Origin of the sequence: Endozoicomonas sp. ALC013, from assembly GCF_049310205.1 — a bacterium.
In the GTDB taxonomy this organism is placed as follows: domain Bacteria; phylum Pseudomonadota; class Gammaproteobacteria; order Pseudomonadales; family Endozoicomonadaceae; genus Endozoicomonas.
Map to the genome: position 1 here is coordinate 1 of NZ_JBLYNS010000315.1, position 2,396 is coordinate 2,396.

At 52.1% G+C, this 2,396-nt stretch carries 1 protein-coding gene; it reads right to left on the bottom strand.

All coding sequences use genetic code 11. The annotated features are described in order from the left end of the window. Nucleotides 1-170: 170 nt before the first annotated feature. Nucleotides 171-2,396 (bottom strand): DUF1601 domain-containing protein (locus ACO6V1_RS23435; protein ID WP_422468941.1); only part of this gene is annotated, 2,226 nt, incomplete at its 5' end.

Sequence of the window (2,396 nt, forward strand, 5' to 3'; positions counted from 1 at the left end):
AAAGTTCATTTTGCTGCAACGTCTATAAACGTAAACGGTTGGGGAAACACATCTACTCCTGATGCCATCAACCCGTTATTTTCAAATCATCCAGGGCAACAGGTGTTTAACACTGGCATTCCTTCCCGGAATGTGAAAAAGGTTCTTTCGTCATGATGGGGGGAAGGTAATTACTGGCTGTTTGTTTTCTTCCTTTTTGCGGGTTTACCGGTTTGCTTCTCTGAATGTTCTTCGGCAGTCAGGTAACCGTGATCTGAGGGTTGCCTGCCTTTATCAGCAGTAACGTATGCCTCATCTGCCCACCTTCTTTTAAGTGATACAGGGCCATGCCCCGGAGGCGGTAAGCCTATCCTGGTCTTTATTTGATCAATGTATGGCTTCATTAAATCCTGACTCAAGAGCCTGTTAACCGGAATTTCAATGACCTCAAATCCTGCTTTTTGCAACAGTGCTATTTTAAGCAGGGTCGAACCATTCCTGGTCTTGAAATCACCACCCACGTAATGAGACGGTCCCTGAACTTCAATCACCATGTTGTGATCTGGCAGTAGCAGGTCAACCGGAGGTAATGAATTCAGACTCTTTTCTTCTTCAATCCTCAAAGATGGAATGTGGGATTGGAGTTGATTGCGGAAGTCGGATTGACGTTTTGAAACGATTGCATGGTAATGGGGGACGACCGGACACGCTCTGCCAAGCCAACTTGCGGCCTGGGCAATGGTGCGTTGATCCTCTTCATTGTGCAGGAATGTATTTTCCAGTCGGGTAAACAGGTCATCCATGGGCTTTTCAAGCACGTGATTTTTATTGGCATTGGCGACCAGACACAGCCTGGCACAGCAGACCATTACTCCCCAGAGAGACATCAATATGGCTTTCTGAGAGAGCTGATGGTTTTCACTGATTCGGTAGACCAGCGACTCGAACGTGGATGTAACCACGTTCAGCTCAACGAACTCACCCAGTTTCGCCATGGCCCACAGAAGGTTGGCGATTTCCTGTGGTTTAAAGTTAGCTTTCTGTGCGTTCACGTGGGACAACAGTGCGGTCACGGCCTCGTTGAGACCTGGTGTCTGCTTCTGTCCGTTGTCCACCAGTTTCGCCATGGCCCACAGCAGGTTGGCGATACTCTGGGCATTAAACCGGCCTTTCAGTGCGCTCACGAAGGGCAACAGCTCGGCTACGGCTTCTTTGAGCCCTGGTGTCTGCTCCTGCCCGTTGCCCACCAGTTTCGCCATGGCCCACAGCAGGTTGGCGATTTCCTGTGGTTTAAAGTGAGCTTTCTGTATGTTCACGTGGGGCAACAGCGCGGCCACGGCCTCGTTGAGCTCTGGCGTCCACTCCTGACCGTTGTCCACCAGTTTTGCTACGGCCCACAGCAGGTTGGCGATTTGCTGTGGGTTAAAGTGAGCTTTCTGTATGTTCACGTGGAGCAACAGCGCGGCCACGGCCTCGTTGAGCTCTGGTGTCCGCTCCTGACCGTTGTCCACCAGTTTTGCTACGGCCCACAGCAGGTTGGCGATTTCCTGTGGTTTAAAGTGGGCTTTCTGTATGTTCACGCGGGGTAGCAGGGCGACCATAGCCTCTTTGAGTTCTGGTGTCCGTTCCTGCCCGTTGTCTACCAGTTTCGCCATGGCCCACAGCAGGTTGGCGATATCCTGGGCATTAAATTGGTCTTTCTGTACGTTCACGTGGGGCAACAGCGTGGCCACGGCCTCTTTGATTTCTGGTGTTTGCTCCTGCCCGTTATCCACCAGTTTCGCCATGGCCCAGAGCAGGTTGGCGATATGCTGAGGAATAAATTGGTCTGTTTGTGCGTTCACGTGGGGCAATAGCGCGGCCACGGCCTCGTTGAGCCCAGGTGACCGAGCCTGGCCGTTGTCCACCAGTTTTGCCATGGCCCAGAGCAGGTTGGCGATACCCTGTGGTTTAAAGTTAGCTTTCTGTGTGTTCACGAGGAGCAACAGCGTGGCAACGGCTTTGTTGAGTTCTGGTGTCGGCTCCTGCCCGCTGTCCATCAGTTTCGCGATGGCCCACAGCAGGTTGGCGATTTCCTGTGGTTTAAAGTGAGCTTTCTGTGTGTTCACGTGGGGCAACAGCGCGGCCACAGCCTTTTTGAGCTCTGGTGTCGGCTCCTGCCCGATGTCCACCAGTTTCGCCGTGGCCCACAGCAGGTTGGCGATACCCTGGGCATCAATATCCTTGGCTTCAGGTTTTTGGTTGCACTTGAATATTATTGCATCAAGCAGAGTGGACAATAAGGTAGCTTGAGTGAGCTGAACACGCTCATCCATGGGCTTATGCGGGGTAAAAACACCCGCTGAAGTAAATGAATGCAGTGTTGTCGTCAGGCTTCGCCAATTCCAGCTCCGCGTTGCTGTGAAATTTTGCAGCAA